Source organism: Iodobacter violaceini (assembly GCF_011601265.1).
GTDB classification, from domain to species: Bacteria; Pseudomonadota; Gammaproteobacteria; order Burkholderiales; family Chitinibacteraceae; genus Iodobacter; species Iodobacter violaceini.
The window spans coordinates 1-2,398 of record NZ_JAAOLX010000025.1; the positions used below are offsets into that span (position 1 = coordinate 1).

A 2,398-nucleotide genomic window follows, 5' to 3' on the forward strand; every position below is an offset into this window, starting at 1 on the left:
TGTCAATCAGCGTCCAATACTTTCCACCCGTCAGCGTCCAAAAGTTTCCAGTTTGTCAGCCCGTTTTCTGCCCCTTTTTACGCTGTTTAAACCTGAACGAATCATTGCCTGTTTCCAGAATTTCACAGTGATGCGTGATTCGGTCCAGCAGTGCTGTCGTCATTTTTGCGTCACCAAATACCGTGACCCATTCGCCAAATGACAGGTTGGTCGTGATGATCAGGCTCGTTTTTTCATACAGCTGGCTGAGCAAATGAAACAATAAAGCGCCACCCGAAGCAGGAAAGGGCAGATAGCCCAGCTCGTCCAGAATCAGCGCATCAATCTGGCTGAGCTGTCGCGCCAGATGGCCGCTTTTGCCCAGCGCCTTTTCTTTCTCCAGCAAATTCACCAGATCCACTGCATTGAAGAATCTCACCCGTTTCCCTTTGTGAATCGCAGCAACGCCCAGTGCTGTGGCAAGGTGGGTTTTGCCCGTGCCGGTGCCGCCAACCAAAATCAGGTTGTGCGCATGCTCCATAAACGCAGCGGTGGCCAGCTGCTCAATCTGTGATGCGGCCAGCGGGCTTTCTGCCCAGTCAAAGCCCAGCAAATCCCGGTGAATCGGGAAGCGGGCTGCTTTGAGCTGATAGCGCAAACTGCGCACTTCCCGATCTGCCGCTTCCGCGGCAATCAAATAATCCAGCCAGGCTTCTATCGTGGCGGGTTTGCGGATTTTTTCGGCCTGCCATTCCGTCCAGGCCGCAGCCATGCCATAGAGCTGTAATTGCTTTAACTGCAAACTACGATCAGTGCAGGACATGTTGGGCTCCTCGCAGATCGTCATAACGGGCGCAGTTGGCCTGCGGGGCATGCTTCAGTTGCAGCTGATCCGGTAAATTCAGTACCGCCGGCTGGGCGGGTGCAATCAGCCTGCGCATTTCATTCAAGACCACCGCTGCGGTCACCACGCCATGTTCCAGTGCACATTCACACGCCACTTGCAAGACATCCAGCCCCGCTGTGCGGGCCATTTGCAGTAGTTCAACAAAGGCCCGGTCCCCCTTCGCTTGTTTGAGAATCCGATCCCGTACCTGCTGTATCGCTGGCGGCAATTCCCATTGCACAAAGGGCGCGCCATGCCGCAAAGCACCCGGCTTTTTTTCCAGAATGGGCAAATAATGCCAGGGATCACAAATCAGCTGGTCCCGGCCAAAGCAACGCGCATGCTGAGCAACCTGGATAGAGTTCGCCACCATCTCAATGTGCGTGGCCCGGATCCGCACCGATACCGCTTTGCCTGCATAAATGGCGGGAACGCTGTAACGATTCCGGTCCACACACACCAGGCAAGTGCTGGAAACACGCAACATGGCTTCGACATAACCATCAAACACCGCCGACATGGGGCGCAAAGCAGTGCGTTCGGACGCCCAATGGCTGGCAATGGAGCCCTCGTAAACCGGATGCTGGCGCGCGCCCAACTCCCGGCAGCGCTGGCTGAGCCAGGTATTCAGTGCTGCAAAGCTGGCAAACCGGGCCAGCGGCGTAAATAACCATTCGCGGATATTGCCCACCTGATTCTCAACCTGGCCCTTCTCCCAACCTGATGCGGGTGTGCAGGCCACCGGCTCAAACAGGTAATGATTGGCCAGTACCATAAACCGCCGGTTGAATTGCCGCTCTTTGCCAACCAGAATCGCATCGACAACCGCCTTCAGGTTGTCATACACCATCCGCAATGGCACGCCACCGAAGAAGGCAAAGGCCCGGTCATGCGCATCGAAGACCATTTCCTGGGTTTCCCGGGGATAGGCCACTACAAAACACTGCCGGCTATAGGTCAGGCGGAAATGCGCCACTTTAATGGTCTGAAAGACGCCATTGATTTCGACCTGTTCATGGCTCCAGTCAAACTGGCACACCTCGCCCGGCGCAAAGACCAAGGGCACAAAGGCCTGCTTGCTGCCGGGCGCGGCGGCGCTGGACTTCCACTGTTTGACGAAACGCTGAATGCTGTCGTAGGCCCCGGTATAACCCTCGGCTTGCAAGCCTTCAAAGAGTCGTTGAGCGGTTCTGCGCTGCGCTTTGGGCAGGTGCCGTTCAGTTTCCAGCCATTGCTCAAGGATGGATTGAAACCGGCCAAGTTTGGGCTGGGGTTGCCGGGCACGCTGGTAGGAGGGAGATGCGGTGGTTTTAAGGTGCTTGCGCACCGTAGGACGGGAGAGTTTAAGGTCACGGGCAATGGCGCTGATACTTTCGTGACTAATGAGATGGCGACGCCGGATTTCGGCAATGATGTCCATGGATAACACCCCAGGTTTCTCCGGCGAAATACCGGATGGTTACACAACCGGGGTGGAAACTATTGGACGCTGTTTACCCCGGGAACCTGGAAAGTTTTGCACGCTGATTTACA

Annotated in this window: 2 protein-coding genes; both read right to left on the minus strand. The window is 55.9% G+C overall.

What is annotated here, in order from left to right:
• Positions 1 to 55: 55 nt before the first annotated feature.
• The gene (gene istB, locus HA050_RS21670) at positions 56 to 802 is read right to left on the minus strand and encodes an IS21-like element helper ATPase IstB (RefSeq protein WP_166830579.1); all 747 of its coding nucleotides are present in this window, start codon (positions 800 to 802) and stop codon (positions 56 to 58) included.
• Entirely contained in the window at positions 789 to 2,294 is a 1,506-nt protein-coding gene (istA, locus tag HA050_RS21675; RefSeq protein ID WP_166830581.1) for an IS21 family transposase, read from the minus strand. Before istA ends, istB begins: the two co-directional genes overlap by 14 nt.
• Between the last annotated feature and the right edge of the window lie 104 nt (positions 2,295 to 2,398).